Source organism: Aureibacillus halotolerans (assembly GCF_004363045.1).
Lineage (GTDB): Bacteria > Bacillota > Bacilli > Bacillales > DSM-28697 > Aureibacillus > Aureibacillus halotolerans.
The window spans coordinates 11,977-34,805 of sequence record NZ_SNYJ01000027.1 but is presented as its reverse complement, the minus strand read 5'-3'; the positions used below and the strand labels follow the sequence as shown (position 1 = coordinate 34,805).

General features: G+C 46.0%; 19 protein-coding genes, 1 pseudogene and 1 riboswitch. Of the genes and pseudogenes, 9 read left to right on the top strand and 11 right to left on the bottom strand.

Features of this window, described 5'->3' with window-relative positions:
* Nucleotides 1–1,205 precede the first annotated feature (1,205 nt).
* Nucleotides 1,206–2,702 carry an extracellular solute-binding protein gene (locus EV213_RS19590; RefSeq protein ID WP_133582267.1) on the top strand — a complete coding sequence of 499 codons (1,497 nt, stop codon included), beginning with the start codon at nucleotides 1,206–1,208 and terminating at the stop codon, nucleotides 2,700–2,702.
* A 61-nt stretch (nucleotides 2,703–2,763) separates the two neighbouring features.
* Here EV213_RS19590 and EV213_RS19585 read toward each other — a convergent pair whose 3' ends face one another.
* From EV213_RS19585 to EV213_RS19575, 3 genes are all read right to left on the bottom strand, one after another.
* Entirely contained in the window at nucleotides 2,764–3,909 is a 1,146-nt protein-coding gene (locus EV213_RS19585) for a glycerate kinase family protein (protein ID WP_133582266.1), read from the bottom strand.
* A gap of 93 nt (nucleotides 3,910–4,002) precedes the next feature.
* On the bottom strand, nucleotides 4,003–5,196 hold the full coding sequence (locus tag EV213_RS19580) for a CdaR family transcriptional regulator (RefSeq protein ID WP_133582265.1): 1,194 nt from the start codon (nucleotides 5,194–5,196) through the stop codon (nucleotides 4,003–4,005).
* A gap of 25 nt (nucleotides 5,197–5,221) precedes the next feature.
* Complete coding sequence (locus tag EV213_RS19575; RefSeq protein WP_133582264.1) at nucleotides 5,222–6,283, bottom strand: AbrB family transcriptional regulator; 1,062 nt, start codon at nucleotides 6,281–6,283, stop codon at nucleotides 5,222–5,224.
* 169 nt (nucleotides 6,284–6,452) lie between these two features.
* On the opposite strand from EV213_RS19575, the gene EV213_RS19570 reads away from it, so the two are divergent.
* A complete protein-coding gene (locus tag EV213_RS19570; protein WP_133582271.1) occupies nucleotides 6,453–7,076 on the top strand; it encodes a spore coat protein in 624 nt (207 codons plus the stop codon).
* A 117-nt stretch (nucleotides 7,077–7,193) separates the two neighbouring features.
* On the opposite strand, the gene EV213_RS19565 is transcribed toward EV213_RS19570, so the two are convergent.
* The gene (locus EV213_RS19565; RefSeq protein WP_133582263.1) at nucleotides 7,194–7,835 is read right to left on the bottom strand and encodes a LysE family translocator; all 642 of its coding nucleotides are present in this window, start codon (nucleotides 7,833–7,835) and stop codon (nucleotides 7,194–7,196) included.
* Nucleotides 7,836–8,317: 482 nt separating this feature from the next.
* Here EV213_RS19565 and EV213_RS19560 point away from each other — a divergent pair, with 482 nt between their 5' ends.
* The 7 genes and pseudogenes from EV213_RS19560 to EV213_RS19530 all read left to right on the top strand — a co-directional run.
* The gene (locus EV213_RS19560) at nucleotides 8,318–9,073 is read left to right on the top strand and encodes a YqcI/YcgG family protein (protein WP_243740292.1); all 756 of its coding nucleotides are present in this window, start codon (nucleotides 8,318–8,320) and stop codon (nucleotides 9,071–9,073) included.
* Nucleotides 9,048–9,374, top strand: coding sequence for a cupin domain-containing protein (locus EV213_RS19555; RefSeq protein ID WP_133582262.1), 327 nt, complete (start codon nucleotides 9,048–9,050; stop codon nucleotides 9,372–9,374). Before EV213_RS19560 ends, EV213_RS19555 begins: the two co-directional genes overlap by 26 nt.
* Nucleotides 9,371–9,946, top strand: coding sequence for a cysteine hydrolase family protein (locus tag EV213_RS19550; RefSeq protein WP_133582261.1), 576 nt, complete (start codon nucleotides 9,371–9,373; stop codon nucleotides 9,944–9,946). Before EV213_RS19555 ends, EV213_RS19550 begins: the two co-directional genes overlap by 4 nt.
* Nucleotides 9,947–10,004: 58 nt before the next feature.
* Nucleotides 10,005–10,121, top strand: a riboswitch (TPP riboswitch).
* A 134-nt stretch (nucleotides 10,122–10,255) separates the two neighbouring features.
* On the top strand, nucleotides 10,256–10,840 hold the full coding sequence (locus EV213_RS19545) for an ECF transporter S component (protein WP_133582260.1): 585 nt from the start codon (nucleotides 10,256–10,258) through the stop codon (nucleotides 10,838–10,840).
* The gene (locus EV213_RS19540; RefSeq protein WP_166639428.1) at nucleotides 10,830–12,497 is read left to right on the top strand and encodes an ABC transporter ATP-binding protein; all 1,668 of its coding nucleotides are present in this window, start codon (nucleotides 10,830–10,832) and stop codon (nucleotides 12,495–12,497) included. Before EV213_RS19545 ends, EV213_RS19540 begins: the two co-directional genes overlap by 11 nt.
* Entirely contained in the window at nucleotides 12,478–13,248 is a 771-nt protein-coding gene (locus tag EV213_RS19535) for an energy-coupling factor transporter transmembrane component T family protein (RefSeq protein WP_243740293.1), read from the top strand. Before EV213_RS19540 ends, EV213_RS19535 begins: the two co-directional genes overlap by 20 nt.
* A 110-nt stretch (nucleotides 13,249–13,358) precedes the next feature.
* Nucleotides 13,359–14,279, top strand: a pseudogene (locus tag EV213_RS19530) (S8 family peptidase); the annotation flags it as partial.
* 269 nt (nucleotides 14,280–14,548) lie between these two features.
* Here the strand turns inward: EV213_RS19530 and EV213_RS19525 are convergent.
* From EV213_RS19525 to EV213_RS19495, 7 genes are all read right to left on the bottom strand, one after another.
* On the bottom strand, nucleotides 14,549–14,836 hold the full coding sequence (locus EV213_RS19525) for a hypothetical protein (protein WP_133582256.1): 288 nt from the start codon (nucleotides 14,834–14,836) through the stop codon (nucleotides 14,549–14,551).
* Nucleotides 14,833–15,063: a helix-turn-helix transcriptional regulator gene (locus tag EV213_RS19520; protein WP_133582255.1), complete on the bottom strand. Its 231-nt coding sequence runs from the start codon at nucleotides 15,061–15,063 to the stop codon at nucleotides 14,833–14,835. The genes EV213_RS19525 and EV213_RS19520 overlap by 4 nt, the downstream gene beginning before the upstream one ends.
* A 186-nt stretch (nucleotides 15,064–15,249) precedes the next feature.
* On the bottom strand, nucleotides 15,250–17,478 hold the full coding sequence (locus tag EV213_RS19515; protein WP_133582269.1) for a glycoside hydrolase family 3 N-terminal domain-containing protein: 2,229 nt from the start codon (nucleotides 17,476–17,478) through the stop codon (nucleotides 15,250–15,252).
* 378 nt (nucleotides 17,479–17,856) lie between these two features.
* The gene (locus EV213_RS19510) at nucleotides 17,857–18,603 is read right to left on the bottom strand and encodes a MerR family transcriptional regulator (RefSeq protein ID WP_133582254.1); all 747 of its coding nucleotides are present in this window, start codon (nucleotides 18,601–18,603) and stop codon (nucleotides 17,857–17,859) included.
* Entirely contained in the window at nucleotides 18,578–19,504 is a 927-nt protein-coding gene (locus EV213_RS19505; protein ID WP_133582253.1) for a DUF2268 domain-containing putative Zn-dependent protease, read from the bottom strand. The genes EV213_RS19510 and EV213_RS19505 overlap by 26 nt, the downstream gene beginning before the upstream one ends.
* Before the next feature lie 1,078 nt (nucleotides 19,505–20,582).
* On the bottom strand, nucleotides 20,583–21,338 hold the full coding sequence (locus tag EV213_RS19500) for a class I SAM-dependent methyltransferase (RefSeq protein WP_243740290.1): 756 nt from the start codon (nucleotides 21,336–21,338) through the stop codon (nucleotides 20,583–20,585).
* Nucleotides 21,339–21,535: 197 nt separating this feature from the next.
* Nucleotides 21,536–22,822, bottom strand: a complete 1,287-nt coding sequence (locus EV213_RS19495; RefSeq protein ID WP_133582252.1) for a glycoside hydrolase family 125 protein — start codon at nucleotides 22,820–22,822, stop codon at nucleotides 21,536–21,538.
* Between the last annotated feature and the right edge of the window lie 7 nt (nucleotides 22,823–22,829).

The window sequence follows — 22,829 nt, the reverse complement described above, 5'->3', positions numbered from 1 at the left end:
CTGGTCTACCCATTTACCAAACGAAGAAAGTCGTGTATGCTTGTCCATGGTTGATCCTTTGCTTTGGATTTGGACAGGTGACCACCTCTCCATCCGACTTGTTTATTGAACATTCTTTGTATTTTTAATGATCAGTACCTTTTAATGCAACGCTAGTGGGGTGAATTATCAAACATATTGTAATTCCTCTTTATTATGGAGTGTTGTTTAATAAAATGAATTGTCCACCACATGATACCTCGCTTCATAAGAATTAAAATTTTATTTCTATGCATCTTCATTAAATTCCTGCTCATTCTTTAATTGTGTATTTTTGAATGGGTATTAATAAGAATACTTTCGCAGAGCAAAAATCACCTTCAACGCTAGCTATGCTTGAGTGGAAGCAAAGTGAGATAGACATCTTGAGAACAACACCTGCTGTATTCAGTGAATTTAAAGGTGGCGATGCTCTCAATCCTGTATTTTCTAAAAGATCGCCTCTAAGGTTACTAAGCGGATTTCTACACTCTAAATAACGAGATGAGTCCCTTTAAATTCATGTCACATCATAAAAAAAATGCATCATTAAAAGCAGCCACTAGTGAGACTCCAGCGGGAAAAGCGAGCTAAGCGAGACCCCACAGAGCGCGCACGCGATCGAGGAGGCTCGCAGTTCGCCCGCGGAAAGCGAGCGTATGGCAGCTTGTATATAAAGCAATCCCAACAAATAAATTGCAGGTTTATCCAATAATATCTAAGCGTTTCTCCAAAATGTAAGCTGCGAAAGTCAAGTTAATACGCGATTCTACCTGTTAACAGAACGGTGCATGCAGTTATAAAAATCATCGCCGCGCTATCGTCTCCCCGTAAGCGTGACCAGTGGGAACTCACAAAAAAATAGACGAGTAGTATTGACAGCGATAAAAGGATTGTGTAAGATCAAGTTGAGATTAAGAATCATTCTCAATGGTTCTCGAATCCGATACCCCCTTTCCAGAAGCAGGTACTACCGGGCTACTCCCAACCAACCGGTGGTGCCTCTCTTTTTTTTGTAGAAAAATCAAAAAAAAGGTTTACAGACTATATGAAATGAGTGTATATTTGTAAGACAAATAAGATCATTTTCTCAGTTGTAAATATTACAAATCTAATCTGTGTGCTACAGTTGAGTGAATGATGATAGATTCAGAAGAGAAAAATGCAAAGCTGAAAGGGGAAAACACATGGAAAGAAAAATCAATATTTTCAGAGTTGTGAGTGTCTGTCTGTTGTGTGCTGTGCTACTAATCGGCTGCGGCAATAATGAAAGCGCTTCATCTGATGAGGAGAATGGGGCCTTTCCTTTATCTATTATGATTAACTTTCACACGCCAGAGGTTCCCGATGAAAAGGTGCTGAATTTAGTTGAAGAAGCGACAAATACAGATGTCGAGATTCAATGGGTGCCGGACAATACGTATAGCGAAAGGCTACAATCGGCATTTGCCACCAGCTCTCTCCCGGATGTTGTGTTTATGAAAAGTGATTCCTTCATGCAGTTTAAAGAAGGGATACGAGATGGGCAGTTTTGGGAAGTGGGGCCTTATCTAGATCAATTTGAAAACCTGAGCAAGCTGAATGAAGAAGTTCTAAAAAACACAATGGTCGATGGCAAGCTTTATTCTCTTTATCAGGCTCGTCCTTTATCTCGTCAAGGGATGATTTATCGCAAGGATTGGGCAGATGCACTAGGGCTTGATGCGCCTAAAAATACAGATGAATTTTACGATATGCTGAAAGCGTTTACGGAAGAAGATCCTGATGGCAATGGCGCGAAGGACACAATCGGTCTCACGGATCGGAATGACGTCATTTATGGGGCGTTTGATACGATTGCATCGTGGTTTGGCGCTCCAAATAACTGGGGTGAGCAAGACGGTCAATTGCTCCCGGATTTTATGTCTCCAGAGTATATGGACACATTAACATTTTTCCGTGATTTGCACTCGAATGGCTATATCAATCAGGATTTCCCGGTGACGAGCAAATCAGATCAACAAGAGCTTTTCAAAAATGGAACAGCGGGTGTTTACGTCGGTTCGATGGGTGACGTGCAAGGCTTGTATGAAGACGCCAAGGCGCTTAACCCTGAGGTTGTCCTTGATGTCCACAACCAAGTCAAAGGACCGGATGGGGAGTTTCAAGTTTGGTCAATCCCTGGGTACAACAAAGTTATTCTATTCCCGAAAAGCGCGGTTGAATCAGAGGAAGAACTTTTAAAAATTCTTGGATTCTTGGATGAACTTATGAACCCAGAACTAAGTAATTTGCTTCAATGGGGAATCGAAGGTGAGCACTACAAAGTGACAGACGGCAAGGCAGAAGCAATTGCAAGTCCACAAGTATTAGATACAGAGGTGTCTGCGTATAAAATGATTGAGGTTGGAGGACCAGAGTCGAACGGTCGTTATGAAGGCTATTTCTCCTATGAGCCACAAACCAAAGCAGAAGAACTCTACAAAGATAACGCTGAGCATTTGGTCACAGACCCAACTGTACGTCTAGAGTCGCCTACCTACGTGGAAAGAGGAGAGCGTCTAGACCAAATCATGCTTGATGCAACCTATAAATTTATTATTGGTCAGCTTGATGAGGCTGGGTATGAAAAGGCCATAGAGGAATGGAAAGAAGAAGGCGGAGATCAAATTATTGAAGAGTATAACGCCTCAAATGAGGGGTAGGTCGTAGATCAGATAGAAAGCCCGAGAAAAGCGCTTATTGCTTTTCTCGGGCTTTCTGCGTTTATGAGTGCTTATGCGGAAACAGCTGTGTGAGTCGCCATGTACGTTCGGCTGATTCTTGGAGCAGCTTTTTGCCATCAGTCATCGCTTCTGAAAGTGATGTTGGTCCATTCGTAATCGGAATGACTGCCTGCAAACCTGCGGATGCGAACTGTTGGGCATTTCCTTTGACACTCCCTGCAAAGGCGATGACAGGCACGTTGAAAGGCTTTGCCTCATTGGCCAAGGCAACGGGAACCTTGCCAAAAAATGATTGGGCGTCCATTTGTCCTTCTCCAGTGATGATAAGGTCAGCAGATGGAAGTATATCGGCAAGCTTTGCCGCTTCAGCGATATAGGAAAAACCGCTCATTGCCTTTGCGGAAAGAAAACTCTGCAAAGCAAAGCCAATGCCTCCTGCGGCGCCAGCACCGGCAGTATTCGCGTCATCTCTACCGATGGCTTTGGCACAAACTTTCGCGTAAGACGCCATGCCTTCCTCTAGTGTAGCGAGATCCTCCGTCTTCGCCCCTTTTTGCGGTCCGAACACGTGCACAGCACCGGTATCACCCAGAAGCGGATTGGTCACATCAGAGGCCATTGTCACCTCGACATCTCTAAATCGTTCGCGTAAGGAAGAAAGATCGATGCTGTCAATGCGCCCCAACCCTTTGCCGTTACCGGAAATGGGTTGTTTTTCTGTGTCATAAAACGTGACACCTAAAGCTTCTAATAAGCCAATTCCGCCATCAACGGTGGCACTGCCGCCAAGGCCAATCACCATTTGGCGTGCTCCATGTGCTAAGGCATGCGCCATAAGCTCTCCTGTGCCAAACGATGTCGCTTTCCATGGATCAAGTTCATCGTTTCCCACCAACGTAATGCCAGACGCGGCAGCCGTTTCTATAATCGCCGTCTTTGTTTCCGGAATCCAACCGTAGCTGGCCTCAACCTTCCCTCCGAGAGGACCACGGACCGCTACTGTGACTCGCTCTCCGCCAAGCGTATAAAGGAGTGCGTCGACGGTGCCTTCACCTCCATCCGCCATTGGCAAAAGGGTTGTGTGAATCGTTGGGTCTGCATCCAAAAGTCCTGCCTGGACCGCTGCATTAGCCTCTAAGCTCGTCATTGATCCTTTGAACGAATCACACGCAATAAAGACGTTCATTTAATCCCTCCTCATGAAGCTTCTAAGGTTAGTGTAAAATGAAGTTGCGGAAAAAACGATAGTATGGAGGATAAAAATTAGAAGGAAAACCTGCTAATTTTTGTTCTCGTGAACATTTCCAGACAAGTGCAAGCACAGCAGAGCGGTGTACAGCGTTTGCGCGTCACGAAATTTTCGTGGGTCCCTGCCTGTCATTGCGGCGACTTTCTTTAACCTGTATTGCAACGTATTTTTGTGTACATAGAGCGCTTCAGCCGTACGTTGGATGGACTGATCGTTTTGAAAAAACAGCATCAAATCGTCTAGCAGTTCAGGCATGTCGGGATGATTCAGAAACAATATTCGCTTAGCAAAATTGAGGCGGTCGAGCTCGGGAATGGCATTGATGAGGCGTTCGGTGCCCAGTTCGTCAAACAGCAGATACATGTCACTGTTAGAGGTTTTAGCAACAGACAAGGCTTGTTGGGCTTCTTGAAAGGAATTCTCTACTTTTTCTGGTGAATCAAATACGCTGCCAATGCCGCCATAGCTTGTGAACCCATAGGAAGCATGCAAAGTTGACTGGAGCTTAGTGCAGCGCTTGAGTAGCTCAGTCCTTTGATCTTCTGAAGCATGCTGAGAAATAGGTATTAAAAACACGAAGCGTGTAGGACCGTCGGAAGCAACGATCGTATCTTGATCAGGAAACAGTTGAGAAAGCTGTTTAATGAAATGTGGACGATCAGAATAAAAGGACGTTGTCGTATGGTGATGCTGTAACGATTCACTAAGGACAGAAGAAAAATTGCCAAGCTCAATTATGACAGTAGCTCGGGACAATGTGACATCATAGCCAACAGACAAACCCTCGCTTTTGATGATTTCAGGGTCTGTCCATGTTCCGGATAACCAATGATGGACAAAGGCTTCGGCAGCGAAGTGTTTAAATGTGAGCTTGTCATTTAAATACGCCTCTTTCGCCAATACTTCCGTTAACCTTTTGATAAAAGCGGCGTAGGGTTCAATTTGTTCAATTGCTCCCGAAATCCCGACGACACCGATAATCGTGTTATTGATTTGGATAGGGAGGTTCATACCGGGTCGACTTCCTTGAAGCGATGAATGTTCGTCTATGATGACGGGCTCGTTTAATTGGAGAACGCGCAAGGCCCCTTCATGAATGTCTCCAATGCGTTCTTGATTATTGCTAGCAATAATGACGCCTTGATGATCCATTAAGTTAATACTGTGCTTTGTGAATTCGTAAGCCTCTTTCACAATGGATTGAGCAAGTGCCTTTGAAATCATATAATCCCTCCGATTGATAGGATGCTTATGATCGGTGTGCGAGCGAGTCGGGTCGTCTTGCACTCAGCCACCACTTTAAGAAGGGGGGCACGCAAAAAAGAATAAACAAAACACGGAAGAGCTGAAAACTTGTTACGGTAGGCAGGTCGGCTCCAACGGCTAACGCAGTCACGCCCATTTCCGCCACACCGCCCGGGGCTAATGAGAGAAATGCCGTTAACAAGGACGGCGAACCCCACCATGACCATAATGCCGCCATGCCAAAAGAGAAACCCATCAACCAAAGGTTTGTAACGATGATTAGCCATACGTACCGTTTGAGTGACAGTAACGTTGGCCAATGAAGCTGCATGCCAAGATGTGTCCCCAGCAATAATTGTGCCGCGTTAATCACTCCAACAGGAAAGGCTGGGGGCTGACCAATTGTCGAGGACCAGGCAGCAGTGACCAAAAGTGTCCCCATAAAAGGAAAAATAGGAAGGTTAATTTTTTTACCGATATAGATGCCGACAGCAATGCAGGGCCAAAGGAGCCAAGTGTCATCGAACGTCAATGAAGAACCTGCTACGCTCGGCGAAGGGGCAGAGCTTCCGGGCGGGAACTGATGTGCGGCCAAAAACGGGACAACCGTCACAACAAGCAACACTCGAAGCGTTTGCATGAGCGCCACTGTCCCAGGGTCGACTTTTTTAAGCTCCTCACTTAGCAAAATCATTTGTGAAAGACCTCCGGGAATGGAGCCCATAATTGCCGTATTCAAAGAAATAGATGTCCAACGCTTTACTATAAGTGCAAGGAGAAAGGTGAAGCCAATCAATATGACGGTGCTTGTGAGCATCACCGGAAAATCTTGTACAATAAAGGCAAAGGTTTCAGACGTAAAGGACGTCCCTAGCATGTAACCAAGAATAACTAAGCCTACTTGTTTCGCAAGCGATGGCCAGGCAGTAGGTTTTTTAAAAATGGATTGCCATATCATAACGCCAACCAATGGGCCAAGCATCCACGGTAGCACAATGTGAAGCCATTCAAATAGAACGCCTGAGATAAGGGCAACAATAAGTGTACTCACATAAGGTGCTCGCAAAGCTGTCTCCCCCTACGTATCTGTTGCTTCTATCATATCATGGGCTCCAAGTGTCATCAGTAAAGAAAATGAATTGTCTGCATAAACTTTCCTTTTCTATCGCACACTAGCGGTTGAACATAATTTAGGAGGGTAATCCATGCAAAACAATATGAGTGGTTCACAATCGATGCAAAACAATCAACAACAGGCAGTACCAGCGAACATGAATCATGGAGGGCATGAGCTTTTTGATTTGCACGAGGTGCTTGCCGGGCAAATTAACGTCCTTGACCAGTTTATGATGTTTCGGCAATTCGTTAAGGATCAGGAGCTGCTTGACATTCTTGATCGCCAGTACCAATTTATTATGGAGCAGTACAATAGTTGTGTAGATGCATTTACGACAGGGCAGAACCCACAACAGGACACTGGTCAATACAAAATGCAGCAAGAGAACAATATCGTGTATGGCCTTCAGCCGTCCCAGCCGAAAAAGCCGAACCAGTCCATTCAAGACGTAAAGGATGCGGGCATTTCTGGCCATATGCTAGGATTAATCAAATCGACGGCATCCTTATTGACGATGACAGCGGTCGAGGTGACGAACCCAGTCGTCCGTCGTATTCTCGCAGACACAGTGCCAAATTATATTGAAATGGCGTATGAGATTTTCCTTTACCAGAACAAACATCACTATTATCAGGTGCCTCAGTTGAAGCAGCAGGATATGCAACAAATGACCACAGGCTTTCAAAAGGCGCAAGGGAAACCACAGATGCCTGGCAATTCATCAAACGGCTTGCTCCAATAGCAGCAATCAGAAAACCGGACCTCTACATCGTAGAGAATCCGGTTTTTTAAAATGGACGAGTGCTTGGAAACGTAGCGGGCGCTAGAAAACTATGTCTCAAGATCCATCGGCATTATATCAAGTACCCAATAATAGCACGCATTTGTATAGAAAATATCCTCCAAAACCAATCAAACCAAGACCCGCAGCGATCATGATTTTTCTAAGGGTTTCTTCTGTCAAGAAACGCCGGGTGTAGTGAGAGGCGAACGCCATGTTCAGATTCCAAATGGCTATGCCGAAGATGATGGCAGTACTGTATGCAGCGATTTGTCCCCATTCCTGCCGAATGATGAACTCGCCGACGACGGTACCGTATATGCTCGTCCAAAATAATAAATTTAATGGGTTGAGGAGGGCAATGGCAAAGCCTGACCAATAGGAGGAGGATAGCGTCATTCGTAAGCTGCTTTCTCCGGCACCTATGCTCAGGTTCCGAGACTGGCGAAAGCTGTCCACGCCAAGATAAATAAACACAGCACTGCCGCTTACATACAAACACGGAAGCAAAAACGGAGTGGAGAGTAACTGACCAAGCCCAGCGATAATGGCCACCATCCAAAGAATATCAGCACTCATTCCCCCGAGACCAACCTTCCAGGAGGACCAAAAGCCTCTGTGCAGCCCTCTTTTTAACATTTCTGTATTGATGGGTCCGATCGGTGCAGCAAGACTAACGCCTAAGCCTATGTAGGCAAGATAATGTATGAGCCATCCCATTGTCCAAGCCCCCTTCCGAACATTGTATGCATTGGACAAGAGTCTAGAATCATAAAACTAACATAGGCCAAATGTCGTTCGAGGACAGTATAGACAAAGTCACATTGAGATCACATGAAAATTAGGTTGAATGCCATAAGGTCAATGAGCACCGGACAAGACGAAGCAACAAAGAAAGCGATCGTTTGTCCCCAACCAAAGCAGGCTGAATGAAAACGCTTGTCTTTTGAGGCGCAAAGTCTAGGGAGGCGCGGAGTTGCCACAAGGTCAATGAGTACCGGACAAGACGAAGCAACAAAGAAAGCGATCGTTTGTCCCCAACCAAAGCAGGCTGAATGAAAACGTTTGCCTTTCGAGGCGCAAAGTTTTGGGAGGTGCGGAGTTGCCATAAGGGCAATGAGCACCGGACAAGACAAAGCAACAAAGAAAGCGATCGTTTGTCATCAGCCTGATCAAATGACGATTGGGAGGATGCTATTGAAGTGAGATTGTACAGCCGAAAGATTATCGAAGCGGAAGGGCTTACCCATGCTTGGGAAAGAGATGTGTATGACCGATTTCAAGCCGACATGCTTTCTGAATCTGCCCCGTTCCCTTGTATTTTAGGTGTCGAAGGGTTAAAACGAGACTTGCTACGCTTTTGTTTTATTCCTTCTACACACTCAAAAGATATGTCTCTTCTCGCAGCCTTTTTGCGTGCCTACGTAGAGTCGTTCCGCCACATTGGACGCAATACATCGTTTGTCGCATTTTTCCCTCCAGATGAACCACAGGAAACACAAGCCGTTTATGAGCAGCGTTTCTGGAATGTACTGAACGAATTGCGAGCACTAGATGAACAGGATTGGCCATCAGATGTTCCGACAGATCCTGATGATCCCCTTTGGGAATTCAGTTTTCATGGTGAACCGATTTTCGTTGTGTGCAACACGCCATCACATGAGCTGAGGAAAAGCAGGAAATCGCATGCGTTTATGATAACCTTCCAGCCACGCTGGGTATTTGAAGGCATACATAAACATTCCAAAGCTGGGGAGGTGCTGCAAACGAAAATACGCCAACGTTTAATCGCTTATGATCAAGTACCTGTACACCCGGCGCTTGGCTGGTATGGCGAACAGACTAATCGTGAGTGGCGTCAATATTTCTTGCGAGATGCTCAAAATGACGAACCCGCTCGATGCCCGTTTCATCAAAAAAGGAGGAATGTGCATGGTGGAAAAAAAGGTTCGATATGAAAAAGGGGAATTATTGAGCTTACAGGAAGTCGTTGAGGAACTGTTACCCAAGGATCAAACAGCCTTTGTTGAGGTACAGAGAGACCAGCCAGGGCAAGCTCATCCATCACATACCCACCCTAATGACGAAATCTTGCATATTCTCTCTGGCTGTTTACACTTTCAAGCTGATGGCACTATGGTAGACTGTTCTGAAGGCGATCGCATTTACTTGCCAAAAGGCACATTGCACGGTTCAGTGGCCGGTGCTGAAGGCTGCACCTATGTGATTTCGATACGAAAGGAGGATGAACCCACATGACGGATATGGCTCTCGTGTTTATTGATGTGCAAAAGGGCTTTACAGCAACGACGTGGGGAGAAAGAAACAATCCGATGGCAGAGCACCGCATGAAGGAGCTGCTTCAATATTGGCGTGAAAAAAAGAGACTGATCATTCATGTGCAGCATGCGTCAAAAGAGATTTCCTCCCCGCTGCATCCAGCGAAGTCAGGGTTTGCCTTTCAAGATTCATTTGAGCCTTTGCCAGGTGAATGGCATGTGATAAAAAGCGTGAACTCAGCGTTTATAGGGACGGGATTGCATGTCAAGCTTCGGGAGCATCATATAGAGGATTTAGTGTTCGCTGGATTGACGACGCCTCATTGTGTATCGACAACCGTGCGGATGGCAGCAAACTATGGTTATAATTGCACCGTTGTCGAAGACGCTACAGCGGCGTTTCGTATGCAAGACCATCGCGGGGAATGGCTATCCGCGGAAGAAAGTCATCAGTTTGCTCTGGCCCATTTGCATCAGGAGTTCGCTCATGTTCAATCCACCTCTAGTTTGGTGAGGGAACAAGCTGAGGTAGAAAGCCTATTCTATGATTAATGGCAGACGGACTTTACAAATCATAGAAAAACCTCTATGATTACATCAACAATTTCATAGCAAGCACTAGGGGTGCTGCTGAAGGCTAGCGGCTGAGATGCGAGTTCACTTGAATTCCGATCCCTTGGGACCCGATCTGGATAATACCAGCGTGGGGAAGTGCATGAGAAGGTATTGGAACGAACAGTGCCTTAAAATGCACTGTTGTCTTTTGACTTCAGTGCTTTTATTTTGACCTACCTTTCTCTGTGAACGCTTATCTAAATCCCTCCTGTGCGGTTATGGAATAACTCAAGGAGGGATTTTTGTATGGGCTCAGCTTTAAAGTTGCGGGAAGTTGTTCTAATGTCGGTGCTTGCGGTCGTTTTTGGTGTCGTGTATATGGCGTTTTCCCATCTCGGACATTTATTGCATGCCATCATGGGACCGCTAGGCTATGACATCATTTACGGAGTCTGGTTTCTTGCTTCCATCGTGGCCGCTTATATTATTCAAAAACCCGGCGTTGCGTTTCTAGCAGAAGTGATTGCCGCTGGTGTTGAAATGCTTTTAGGCTTAGGCCCATCGGTGTTGCTATCGGGCATTATTCAAGGAGCAGGGGCAGAAGCGGTGCTCGCGATGCTACGTTATCAAAACTTTCGTCTGCCAGCACTAATGTTGGCCGGCATCGGGTCTGGTGTCGCAAGCTTTGTGTACGGCTATTTCCAATCTGGCTTGGCCGTTTATTCAAGCCAGTTGCTTGTGATCATGTTTATTGTGCGTATTGTAAGCTCAGCTGTGCTTGCGGGGTGGCTTGGGAAATGGATTGGCGACGCGTTGGCAAAGACGGGTGCTTTGCGTGGGTATGCGCTCTCGAAAGCGAAGAATAAAGGACCTACCGATCATGCCGCATAATAGGATGTATAGTGCAGAATGCATGTCCTTTTCATACAGTGATCAGACAGCGCCTGTTTTGAAGCAGCTTTCGTTCGATATCGAAAAAGGATCTTCTGTGCTTTTGATGGGGCCGAGTGGATCGGGGAAAAGCTCGCTTGCGTTTTGTTTGAACGGTCTTTATCCAGAGGCGGTCGAAGGTGTCATGGAAGGTGCGCTTTTTTTGAATGGCCAAGAGATCTCCACGTTTGCTGAAGGAGAAATTTGCCGTATCGCAGGAACGGTGTTTCAAGACCCGGACAGCCAATTTTGCATGCTGACGGTGTGCGACGAGCTTGCGTTTGGTCTGGAGAACTGGTCTATCCCTCGTGAAGACATGGAGGAGCGAATTGATGAGGTGCTGACACAGGTCGGGTTAACCGCAGAGAAGCATGCGATTATTACCTCGCTTTCTGGTGGGATGAAGCAGCGTCTGGCTCTTGCCTGTGTGCTTGTGCTTCAACCAGCAGTGCTCATTTTGGACGAGCCTACTTCCATGCTTGACCCCCAAGCGGCAAGGGACATAGCGCTTCAGGTGGAACAGTTATTAAATACAACTGACATGACGGTGATTGTCATTGAACATCGAATTGAAAGCTGGATTCATATTATTGAAAATGCCCTGATCCTGAATGATGAGGGAGAGCTCATTTACGATGGTCCGTTAAAAGATGGATTACAGAAACACTGGGACCTTCTACGTGCAGGTGGCTTATGGTTGCCCTTTGTGAGTGAGCTGTATTTGCATTTGCAGCCGAATGCGGAGGACATTCCGTTGGATGTGTCTCAATGGCCAGGTGATTTCAAAGTGAATGAGCTGCCGAGCCATTGGTTTCAAGCAAACACCGCAAATACGAAGCAGCGAACCTCCGTTTTGGAGGCAAGGCAAGTGACAGTAACTCGTGCGGGAAGGTCAATCGTAGAGGACGTCAATCTTACGTTGACGAGAGGCGAATTAACGGCCATTGTTGGTGAAAATGGTGCAGGGAAAACGTCGTTGCTGCATGCGCTCGCAGGGCTTTTGCCCACTTCCGAAGGAGAGGTCGTGTTTGCAGGTAAGACGTTTAAGAAGTGGAAAGAACGTCATCTGCGTCAGCGTTTAGGGGTGGTGTTTCAGCATCCTGACCATCAGTTTCTTACGAGCAGCGTCTATCATGAGCTGGCGTATGGTCCAACGCTTCTAAAGTGGTCACCAGAAGCCATTGAAAAAAGCGTGATGGCTTCGTTGGCAGCGTACAAGCTGCAGCATTTACGAGATGCGCACCCTCTCGCATTGTCGATGGGTCAGAAACGGCGACTTAGTGTGGCGGTCATGACCATTGTCGAGCAGGATGTGCTATTGCTGGATGAACCGACTTATGGGCAAGACGCGATCTCATCCTACCGACTTATGCAAAAGCTGAGACATCTCGCAGATAATGGGTCATGCATTGCAATGGTTACACACGATATGGACATCGCCTCCATGTTTGCGGATCGCTGGATTGTCATTAACCAAGGGCACGTCGTATCCGATGGGTCACCAGCGATTCTTTGGCGGGAGCATGAAGCAATTGCGCGTGAGGCACGGCTTCTTCCTCCAGTATGGCGACAGCTTGAAAAGGAGGCGAGGCTGCTTGGTGAACCTGTCTCACTATAACCCTAGCGTAAAAGCAGCTGTGATTATTGTCGCTGTGTTGTGTTTAGCATTCTTTTTTGACCCAGTGACACCTGCCATCGTGTTCGTTGGCACAGTGGTGTTAACGTTTGTGTGGGGGAAAGTCCCACTGAAGCCATGGCTCCTTATGATGAGTCCCTTTTTGTTCATCGCCGTTGGGTATGTATGGACGACGATAGTATTCGCCAAGCCATCAGACGGTCCAGTGCTTTGGCAGATGGGTAGTTTCGCAGTGACGTTGGATGCTGTGTTACGGGGGTGTGCATTGAGCATAAGAGTTCTGGCAGTGGCAAGCCTCTCGTTGCTGTTTGCCTTCACAACCGATGCAACGAAACTTCTGCTTAGCTTAATGCAGCAATGCAGACTGTCTCCAAAGCTTGCATACGGCATTATGGCAGGCTACCGCTTTTTACCTCTGTTTAAGGATGAATGGAAAACACTGCAAAATGCCCGCCGAGTGAGGGGCATGGGCGCAAGTAAAAGAGGCATTTCTTCTCTTTTCACTGCTTTTCAAGATGCCATTCCACTGCTTGCGTCTGCCGTTCGGCGTGCAGAACAAACCGCCATGGCAATGGAATCGAAAGGATTCACTGGTGGGGCAAGGACCTTTTATCATGAAGTGAACGTCACGATGAAAGACAGCTGGTTTGCCGGTGCGATTGTTCTGCTTTTTGTTCTTGCGATAGCTATCTCAATGTGGACAGGGATGTTCACTTTATTTGGAGATCTTTAGAGCGGCGTCGAACATATAAATAAGCGATTTCGTCATTTTTTAGGCATGTTTTTCTCGATTCGTGAATTTGATACTAAGAGAGGGATGATTTTCACGAAAAGAGGGATGGTATGGCCGACATAGCGTTACATCCTTTCACCGTTCAAGATGTTACGAGACGAAAAAATGAGGTGCCGTCAAATATTCAATCCATCGGTGCGCCAGACTGGTGGAAGCAAGGGTTCACAGGGAAGGGCGTTGTCGTAGCTGTGTTTGATACGGGATGTGACGCACGCCACCCGGACCTTCAAGAAGCGATTATTGGAGGCAGAAATTTTACGAACGACGATGGGGGAAGACCGCACCGCTTTGACGACTACCATGGGCACGGAACGCATGTGACAGGGATCATTGCCGCAAGAAAGAATAATACCGGAGTTGTTGGCGTTGCACCAGATGCGCGCATTCTTGTCGTTAAAGTGTTAGACAAGGATGGCAATGGTACGTATGAACAGCTCACGCGAGGCATTCAGTATGCTCTTGACTGGCGAGGGTCAAGGGGCGAGCGTGTACGTGTGCTGAGCATGTCGCTCGCAGGTCCTAAAGATGATTCAGCGTTGAAGGAGGCAATAGAGAAAGCCTCCGAGGCCAATGCCCTGGTCGTATGTGCTGCAGGAAATTCTGGAGATGGTCGCTCAAACACAAGTGAGGTGGGGTACCCTGGATTCTATTCGGAGTGTGTGCAGGTCGGAGCCATCGACCAAAAACGATCAATGGCGCCGTTTTCCAACTCCAACGACGAGATTGACCTAGTTGCCCCAGGTGTCGATATTTTATCCACCTACCCAAGGGGAAGCTACGCCACGCTTTCAGGAACGTCGATGGCCGCACCACATGTTTCTGGGGCAGCGGCACTGTTAATTCAAAAATACGAGCTAGGTCTCAGGCGGAGCATCATAGAAGCCGAGGTATTTGCTCTGCTCGTGAAACACACTGAGGCCCTTGGCTTTGATCCGCGAGAAGAAGGGTACGGCTCTTTGCTTTTAGGAAAAGGAAAAGCGTTTCCGAAAGCACAGGGGAAGCCGAAGAAAGCGAAAGCGTCTCAATCTATTGGAACAGGGAGCGGCTTCGTCGTTACCGCCGCAGCGATTGGCGAGGCTGCGGATGATGAGCTGTCTGTGCGTGATTCTTAGATTGGACACCAAAAACCACAGGGTTCAAATCGCTCTTGTGGTTTTTTTGTGTGGTAATTTTAATGTTGATCATCTAATGTAAAAAAGGCGATTTTTAATTCCGTTAAAGCAACGGTATCTTTAGTACTCTACATTTTTTTACGCTGAATAATAATGCTAATGGCATTACTAACGAAGACTAAGCACATCCAAAGTGTCATTGATGTTCTTACTTGTTCCACCGTTGGACTGAAAAACTCAATAAATATCAGGTGAAAAGAAAAACCGAGACATATAAAAACAAAAGCGACCTGTGCTACTTTAGCAAGGATCGCCTTGCCTCTTTCATCCTTACCTTCTGATACTGTAAAGTTAATATATACACCTATACCATACGCCGCAAGTAGTATACAAATAAGATATATCGCAATCATCATTCGCGCTCTCCTTTCTTTTCATATGAAAAAATCTCATCAATGCTTTTTTCGTACAATTGGGAAATATCAAATGCTAAAACAAGAGATGGGTTATATTTGTTTGCTTCAAGTGAATGTATCGTTTGCCTAGTCACACCAAGTTGTTCTGCTACATACTTTTGTGTCCATCTTTTTTCAGCCCGCAGAAGATATAAATTGTTACTCAGAACACGTTCACTTTTTTTCAACTGTCCCCCTCCTTGAAATTAATCTGTTGGGACAGGGAGCGGGTTCGTCGTCACAGCCGCAGCGATTGGTGAAGATGTGGATGATGAGCTGGGGGAGGCATGACTCCTAGATTGAACACCAAAAACCACAGGATTCAAGTCGCCCCTGTGGTTTTTTATTTAGTACAATGGTCTTTCAAAAAAATTTTAATGAACACTAACCTCAGCTGTCGACCCTTCCAACGCATTGGGACCAACGGTGAGAACGAAGCGTCCGGGTTCTAAAAGGTGTTCTCCTTTGGCATTGATCAATTCGAGATGGGTTGAGTTGATGTCGAACGTAACGGTTTTCGTTTCGCCTGGCTCGAGCTCAATTTTCTTAAAGGCTTTCAAAAGGCGCTCTGGTTGAGTCACAGAAGCATGAACGTCTGTCACGTACAATTGAACGACTTCTTTCCCTTTGTACTGACCGGTATTTTTAATATCAATGGTCGCCTGAACCGTACCGGCTGCTTTCATTTCTGATGCACTCAAGTCAAGCTTTCCATACGAAAACGTTGTATAGCTAAGACCAAAGCCAAACGGGTAAAGTGGCGTGAGATCCAATTCTAAATAACGTTTTCCTCGCGTGCGTTTCTGATGATACATATTTGGAAGTTGCCCAACGCTGCGTGGGATGGTTAACGGCAAGCGACCAGATGGGCTGATTTCGCCAAACAAAATGCGGGCGATGGCACGACCACCTGCCTGTCCAGGGTACCATGCTTCAAGAATCGCATCCGCATTGTCGTCAATCCAAGGCTCTAAGATCGGGCGGCCATTGATGAACACGACGATGAGTGTTTTGCCAAGAGCTTTGACTTCTTTCGCAAGCTCTAGCTGCACGCCAAGCAAATGCAAAGTGGAGCGGTCAATGCCTTCTCCGCACTCCATATCATTATGGGGGTTGTCTGTTACAACGGATGCGCCAGTAGCCAGGTCGACAGTGCCCTCTCCAAAATCGCGCGCACTTGAACCACCGAGCACCATCACGACCGCTTCGGCCTCTGAAGCCGTCTTCAATGCTGTTGCAAACCCGCTGCGATCATCGCCTTGAATCCGGCAACCTGGGGCAACAGTCACATGTTCAGCACCTAAAAGCTCTTTTACACCATCTGCCACGGTTGTAATTTGGTCACGCGCTTGCGGAGACGTATAGTCCCCTAGCTGATTGTACATATGATCTGCATTTGGTCCGATGACGGCTACACGTTTTATATTTTTAGAGAGGGGCAATGTAGCGGCCTCGTTTTTTAACAAAACAATTGCTTCCTCAGCGAGCTGTTCGGCAATGTCGCTATGCTCCTTGGCGCCAACAATTGTAGCGGCTCTATCTTCGTCCACGTAAGGTTTCTCAAATAACCCTAAGTGAAATTTCAAGCGCAGCACTGCTCCTGTCGCACTATCCAAATCATGAACGGTCACGCGCCCTTGTTCAAGCGCACGCTTTAATGATTTTCTGAAAAGCTGGCCAGACATCTCCATGTCCACACCTGCGCGCAACGATTGAGCCGCAGCATCCTCTTCGTTTTCGGCCGTATTGTGTCCATGGGCAAGCATATGCATCGCGCCGCAATCGGTAATAACCATGCCATCAAATCCCCATTCCTTGCGAAGGAGATCCTTTAAAAGCGCAGCACTAGATGTACATGGCACCCCATCAATTTCGTTGTAGGCTGCCATCACAGACAGCGCCCCTGCATCAACGGCAGCACGGAAAGGAGGGAGGTCAATGCTGTGGAGTTCTAAAGGTCCCATATGCACAGGAGCTGCGTTTCTTCCGCCTTCGGAGCTTCCGTAGGCAACGAAATGCTTTAGTGTCGCGACAATGCTATCATGGTCACGTATATCATTGCCTTGAAGCCCATTGACCGCAGCTTTGGCATACACCGTCGTCAAATACGGGTCTTCACCAAATGTTTCCTCCGTACGTCCCCACTGTGGGTCCTTCACAATATCGAGAACAGGAGAGTATGTAACGGCACCGCCTTGGCTTCGTGTTTCAGCAGCAATGGCACGACACATTTTCTGATAGAGCTCAGGATGCCAGGCACTAGCGGCCGACAGTGGCACAGGGAAGACGGTAGCGCCAATAGACATATGCCCATGCGAGCACTCTTCGCCGAATAAAAGTGGGATGCCGAGCCTTGAATTCATGATTTGAAAGTGCTGTAACGAATTCGTCGCCTTCGCAGCAAACGTTTTTGATAAGCCTGTTTCAAGCGTCACGCCTGTCCAAGGGTCTGCGCGCAGCGTTCCATAAAGAGCGCCGACTCGGCTATGCCGCAGATCTTCCTTGCATTCGGGCGTGAGCGAAATTGAATGATCTATGTTTTTGGTGAACATTTCCCAACCAAAAGGCTGCACAAGCTGGCCAATCTTTTCATCAATCGTCATTTGTGAGAGCAGTTGTCCGACACGATCTTCCACAGGCAACAGGGCGTCTTTGTACGTTCCTTTTTCAGTATGTGTAGGTTGCACGGGAATCCTCCTGATTCAATTCTCTGTTTTTTTGGTATTGATCGAATTATATCATGATTCAACGTTGAAAGAGGGAAGGGGACAGAGAAAAAAGCACATGAAAGGCATGTGCTTGGAATGAAGAATTCATTGGTTTTTTGATAAGGGCGTATGTAACGGTGAAATGGTATGAAAAGCAAAGAATACTTTATTGTTACGTGCTTCATGCTAGAGGTCATTCGTTTAATTGCAAGCTTTTTCTGGTGTTTCGTGCCGTGTAAGGTCTCGCTTAGCCCGCTCGCTTTTAATGAAAACTCACCGATGAATATGATGCATGATTGCACTGTAAAGAAAATCTGCTACATCTCCATCGCCATATTGATTAAAGTAGTTTTTGAAACGCGAATCGAATTTGTAGGTGTGGGCAATGCAAGCGAGTAACTCGTCATCACATGTCATGAATTGCATTAAACTATTTTTCCATTCCTCAATTAGTCTCTGAACGTGATCGGAGGAAGGAGGCTGATCAACACAAGACGCAATATCTTTGAATAGTTCCTCCATGGATTGAAAACGTTCGTCTTTTTCATCTAATGATAAGTTTTCCAACGTTTCACTAAACTCTTTATACGATTCTGTTTCACCATAAATGAATCTCGCCTCATTTTCATATTGTTCTTTCAATGGCAAAACGGAAGAGCTGTTGAAAAGTTGCAAATGACTTATATTTTTTCCCGCAACATATTCTTCAAGAGCTCCCATAATTGTTTCTAATCTTTGTTTTTTCAATAATAAGGTTTGTCTCTGCTTCTTTACTATTTCTTTTTGTTCTTGCCTTGTTAACTTTAAAATGTCCGCAATGTCGTTCAAGGAAAAATCCAGTTCCTTCAAAAATAAAATCGTTTGAAGTTTTTCCAAACTGCTTCGATCATAGAGACGATACCCTTTTTCTGTCAGATGTGTCGGTTTAAATAAATGAATTCGATCGTAATAGTGCAGGGTCCGGACTGTAACGCCTGTAATCTGGACAATATCTTTAACTGCCAATAATTGTTTCTTCATCCCAAAATCCTTTTACCTCGTCTAATATTTGAGAAGAAGGGGTTATTGTGGCCTCAAAAATCGTTTTTCCTGTTTTTCTTAAATAGTATTGGATTAGATAATATCCGCAGGCGTAGCCAGCGCTATAAGGCATATTGACAGGTTCAAAGTTTTGCAGTTTTGCGATCTCATCACCGTAAAGATACGGAGCAAATTTATCAAATCCAGTGACGTGCAATTTTTCTCTAAGCACAGGCTTTATGTGACTATTAAGTGTTTCTGCGTTTGTTTTCGTCACCCAAGGGCCAAGAAATTCTTCTCCAAACATAATCGTCGCAAAGTTTTCAGCTAATCCTTCACTTACCATGAGCTCGCCCAAATGAACGGTGTGATCCCACTGAATAAATTGATAGCGCACATTATGATTGCATTCGTGCGCCAGAGAAGCCTTCATTCGAGGAATCGTGTACTCATTCGGCAAAAGTGTGCCCCAGATAAACCCAGGAATGCCCCCAAAGCCGCTATAGCCTTCGTTTAGTGTTAAGGCCCGGCTTTCGGGATTCCCTAGTTGAATGGTAAACAAATAGTCGGATTCGGGAAGACGTATTCCATGTTCGATAAATAGATTTAGGCTTTTCTTCACAGTATGCTCACACTCTAACCAAAATGATTCGTCCGAAATCAGCTCAATCTCAGGTGAAAGCTGTTGGGTAATCTGGTCTGGGGAGCGGTGCATCATATTATTAAACGTGACAACATCAAAACCATTCTCCTCTTCAGCTCTAAATGGGATTTGTTGAATTTGCCATTGTTTCATAAAGGGAGCCAACAATTCATTTCTGAATAATTCAAGCTTATGCTCGGGAGGCGCTTGGGCAACTTTTTGATAAATTTGGTCAGATCGCAATGTTTTTATGTTCATATCTCTCACTCCTAGTGATGAATTCAATAGAATTATGCACTATGACCTAACGTGATAGTCAAGAACTAGATTTGAATACTATTAAAAGCTCTGGAAGGATCTGCATCGTTTTTGAGTGGGTTCAAAGACAACTTTCGCAGAGCAAAAATTACATTTATCGCTTACTGCAAGGTGAGTACTTTCGAATCGATGTTGCCCTTATGCCCTTCAAGGTGCAAAGAAATCACGACCGCTTCGTCAAAATACTTCGCTTTCCGCGGGCACGGCTTCAGCTTCCTCGGAAAGCAAAAGCGGCTTTCCTGCGGGATCTTCAGCTCGCGCTATTCCCGCAGGAGTCTGCGTATGTTGACTACGCTGATGTTTGTTTCTGCGTAAATTGATTTTATTTTATCTCGGTCTCATATAACGATTAAGAAAGCGTGTAAAGGCATTTCGCAACCAAACAAGATAAGTAAGTGTATCGTTTCATGCAAGCTGAATCACCTAGTGCAGTATTGATGCAGGGCTGGGCTTATGTTTAGGTAACTTTCGCAGTGCAAAAACATCTTCAACTTTGCCCAAGCTCTCAATCCTGTATTTATAAAAAGATCGCCATTTAGTAACTAAGCAAATTTCTACGCTCTAAATCACTAGCTGAATCCTTTTTATCATGTCACATTATAAAATGAGTTCACCAAAAGCAGCGACTAGCGAGACTCCAGCGGCAAAGAAATCACGACGAAGTCTTTTTGAGTCGATGATGCACTTGTACCCTTTAGGGTGAAAGCGAGCGTATGGCAGCTTGTATAAAAGAAACCCCAACAATGAATTTCAGGCTCAACTTCACACCTTACATTTGGAAGTCCATTATCTTTTCATTTAAAGGATTGCTGCAAGAACTATCTCAAAAACAAATGAATAGAAAAAAAGCGGTCACTAATAAAAGCCAACCGCTGCCTAATCCTCATTTCTTTTCTCCCTCACTGTCTTCCATCCCTGAAGTTCTCCAGAAAACAAGGAAAAGTCCGGACGTAAGAATGCCGAGAATGGCAATGACAATGCCCATGGATACACCTCCTCAAAGAAGTCGGAGTCATCTCTAATGGTTTGGTTTAAAAGCGACAACGCGTAGACGGCGATAATCCGCGACCCATTCGCCATTCTGGAAGAGTGTTGGTCGTAGTTGTTCTTCGGTCGCGTTTAAAATAGCGTCAACTGTTGGGGAATCTATGCTGGCAAGGATACCGTCGGCAAACATGTGGAGCCATGACTTGAGTCCTTCGTCGCCTTGGAGTGGGGTTGGTCGATCGTACAAATGGGCAAAGTGAACATCAAATCCAATCAATTCCATAAGGTGACTATATTCGCCGATGCTCGGGAAATACCAAGGTGACCGCGCTTCTGCATGACCGTGCGCAGCACATTGTTCAAAGAGAGCTTTTGTTATTGTTTGAACGTTGCCTTTGCCACCGAATTCAGCGACGAAACGTCCACCAGGAACGAGGCTGTCAAAAACACCGGTCAATACGTTTTGAGGAGAACGCATCCAATGCAATGCAGCGTTAGAAAAAGCCGCATCGAACGCATTTTCATATGAAAGCTGTTGAGCATCGGCGACGTCAAATGATAACGCAGGATACTTGCTTTTCGCTTTCTGTATCATGTCTGCTGAGGCATCGATTCCTGTAACAGCAGCACCTGCATCAGCAATAGTCTGCGTTAAATCGCCTGTACCACAGCCGACATCTAAAATGTGTTCGCCAGGCTGTGCGTCCAGAACCTTGAGTAATGATTCGCCATAGTTTGAAACAAATTGATGTTTGCTGTCATACAACTGCGCGTTCCATTGGTTCATGCCATCATCTCCCATGTCTGTTTTGGCAAGTATACCAGAAATAGGGAGTCTTGGTTGAAACGTAAAATAAGCCCTGCTTGCCTCATCGAAGCAAGCAGGGCTATCCTGTAGAGTCATTAAAAGGACGTATGAAACGCTATATCCGATCACTGAAAAGCTAAATGGAAAAGGTGAGAATCGGCTGTTTTAATTGTCGCTTATTTCTTTACTTCTTTTCCCATGCAGCTGAGTAAGAATTCGCTGAACATGGAGTTTGCCCAAGAGAACCAAGGACGTGTAAATTGTGCTGGATCGTTGACGTTGAAGCCTTCGTGCATTAAATTGGTGTCGCCATCTGTGCGTTGGAAGGTTTCGAGCAAGTCATTTCGCTCTTCTGTACTTGTGCTCGTCAGCCCTTGCATGGCCAACGAGATATGCCAAATGTACTGAGGCGGTGTGTGCGGGCTTCCGATGCCTTTGGCGACACTGCCTTCATAGTACGTTGGGTTGCCATGGCTTAATAGAAACTGTCTTGTGTTCTGATAGGTTTTGTCATCCGCGTTACAGTAGCCTAAATACGGTGCAGCGAGTAGACTCGGTACGTTCGCATCATCCATGAAATTGAATTGACCAAAGCCATCCACCTCATAGGCATAGACACTTTCATACCCCTCATAAGGGATGACGGCATGCGCTTGAATGCTGTTGTCAATTTCATTGGCAAGAACGCGCGCGTCTTCTGCCAATGTGCTGTCGTTCAAGACGGTGGTCGCAATTTCTTCTAGATAACGAAGGATGACGACGGCAAACATGTTTGAAGGAACGAGGTATCCATAGGTGCAAGCATCGTCGCTTGGACGGAAGCCCGACCATGTCATGCCGATGCCTTCTTTAACCAAGGAGCCTTTGCCATCACGGCTCAGCGTATCGTTATGGCGACCTTCGTGGCGCACGAAACGATAAGGCGATTTTGATTCATGGTACTGCTCAACACGAAACAGGTTGATAATCTTTTCAACGCCGGTTTTGAAGTCGTTGTCAAAATGAGCTGTTGAGCCAGTTGATTTCCAAAGAAGGTAGGCGAGCTGGACTGGGAAACAAAGCGAATCAATTTCGTATTTGCGCTCCCAAATCCAGTCGGTCATGTCGGTCACGTCGCCTTGGTGTCCTTTGCCGTTGCCAGTCTCGTTAAAGGCATTGGCGTAAGGATCATGAACGATGTATTCGAACTGCTTGCGCACAACGCCTTCAATGAGCTTTGCAAAATGCTCATCCTCTTCAGCGAGAATCAGATAAGGGCGAACCTGAGCAGCAGAATCACGAAGCCACATGGCCGGGATGTCGCCAGTAATGACAAAAGTCTTTCCATCCTCGTGAGGTTTGAGTGTTGTCTCGTACGTATTCACAAAGCAGTTTTCAAACATGTTGCCAAGCTTAGGTTGGTCGGCAAAATGGGTCTTTACCTCTTCAATTAATTTTTGCATAGATGCAGGAATGGCTGTCATTGTAAAT

Coding starts and splice junctions, on each gene's coding strand:
- EV213_RS19555 (WP_133582262.1), top strand. CDS start 9,048: ATGGTGGAAAAAAAGGTTCGATATGAAAAAGGGGAATTATTGAGCTTA.
- EV213_RS19505 (WP_133582253.1), bottom strand. CDS start 19,504: ATGAACATAAAAACATTGCGATCTGACCAAATTTATCAAAAAGTTGCC.
- EV213_RS19580 (WP_133582265.1), bottom strand. CDS start 5,196: ATGATTTCAAAGGCACTTGCTCAATCCATTGTGAAAGAGGCTTACGAA.
- EV213_RS19500 (WP_243740290.1), bottom strand. CDS start 21,338: ATGAACCAATGGAACGCGCAGTTGTATGACAGCAAACATCAATTTGTT.
- EV213_RS19515 (WP_133582269.1), bottom strand. CDS start 17,478: ATGACGATTGATGAAAAGATTGGCCAGCTTGTGCAGCCTTTTGGTTGG.
- EV213_RS19565 (WP_133582263.1), bottom strand. CDS start 7,835: ATGGGATGGCTCATACATTATCTTGCCTACATAGGCTTAGGCGTTAGT.
- EV213_RS19495 (WP_133582252.1), bottom strand. CDS start 22,822: ATGACAGCCATTCCTGCATCTATGCAAAAATTAATTGAAGAGGTAAAG.
- EV213_RS19540 (WP_166639428.1), top strand. CDS start 10,830: ATGCCGCATAATAGGATGTATAGTGCAGAATGCATGTCCTTTTCATAC.
- EV213_RS19585 (WP_133582266.1), bottom strand. CDS start 3,909: ATGAACGTCTTTATTGCGTGTGATTCGTTCAAAGGATCAATGACGAGC.
- EV213_RS19570 (WP_133582271.1), top strand. CDS start 6,453: ATGCAAAACAATCAACAACAGGCAGTACCAGCGAACATGAATCATGGA.
- EV213_RS19550 (WP_133582261.1), top strand. CDS start 9,371: ATGACGGATATGGCTCTCGTGTTTATTGATGTGCAAAAGGGCTTTACA.
- EV213_RS19510 (WP_133582254.1), bottom strand. CDS start 18,603: ATGAAGAAACAATTATTGGCAGTTAAAGATATTGTCCAGATTACAGGC.
- EV213_RS19545 (WP_133582260.1), top strand. CDS start 10,256: ATGGGCTCAGCTTTAAAGTTGCGGGAAGTTGTTCTAATGTCGGTGCTT.
- EV213_RS19525 (WP_133582256.1), bottom strand. CDS start 14,836: ATGATGATTGCGATATATCTTATTTGTATACTACTTGCGGCGTATGGT.
- EV213_RS19590 (WP_133582267.1), top strand. CDS start 1,206: ATGGAAAGAAAAATCAATATTTTCAGAGTTGTGAGTGTCTGTCTGTTG.